This is a genomic window from Vibrio sp. 10N.222.46.A1 (genome assembly GCF_041473595.1).
Lineage (GTDB): Bacteria > Pseudomonadota > Gammaproteobacteria > Enterobacterales > Vibrionaceae > Vibrio > Vibrio tasmaniensis_A.
Window position 1 is genome coordinate 1 of record NZ_JBFRSN010001517.1, and the last position, 821, is coordinate 821.

Sequence of the window (821 nt, forward strand, 5' to 3'; positions counted from 1 at the left end):
CCTTAGAACTGGACGGCACCGAGCTTTACGACGTGTACGGCGACATTGAAGCAGGTTCTGATTTGGCTCTAGTCATCACTCGTAAAAACGGTGAAAAGCTTGATGTTCCTGTGACCTGCCGACTAGACACCGCAGACGAAGTGAATGTTTATAGCGCTGGTGGCGTATTGCAACGTTTCGCCAAAGACTTTCTTGCAAATTAGGAGCTAGTTATGAACATCAAACAGATAAAAGTACCTGCTACCTATATGCGGGGTGGAACAAGCAAAGGTGTCTTTTTCAATTTAAGTGACTTACCTGAAGCTGCGCAAGTTGCCGGAGAAGCTCGAGACGCATTACTTCTGCGCGTGATTGGTAGTCCAGATCCTTATGGCAAACAAACCGACGGCATGGGTGGCGCAACATCCAGCACCAGCAAAACCGTTATTGTTTCGAAAAGCAGTAAAGCCTATCACGATGTTGATTACCTATTCGGCCAAGTAGCAATAGACAAGCCGTTCGTTGATTGGAGCGGTAACTGCGGCAATCTGTCTGCTGCCGTAGGCCCATTTGCAATTCATAATGGACTGGTCGATTCGAATCGTATTCCAGAAAACGGTGTGGTCGAGGTGCGAGTATGGCAAGTGAACATAGAGAAAACCATTATTGTTCATGTACCTATCGCTGATGGGGAAGTCCAAGAGTTAGGTGACTTTGAGCTCGATGGTGTCACTTTCCCCGCTGCTGAGATCCAAGTCGATTTTCTAGACCCCGCCGACGCGAGTGGCTCTATGTTCCCAACAGGGAATGTTGTCGATTTTTTAGATGTTCCAGATCTGGGG

General features: G+C 47.7%; 2 protein-coding genes. Both read left to right on the plus strand.

The window, feature by feature from the left end:
• On the plus strand, positions 1-203 hold a 203-nt coding region (locus AB4496_RS27780), incomplete at its 5' end, for a hypothetical protein (protein ID WP_372133238.1).
• A gap of 9 nt (positions 204-212) precedes the next feature.
• On the plus strand, positions 213-821 hold a 609-nt coding region (locus tag AB4496_RS27785), incomplete at its 3' end, for a PrpF domain-containing protein (RefSeq protein WP_372133241.1).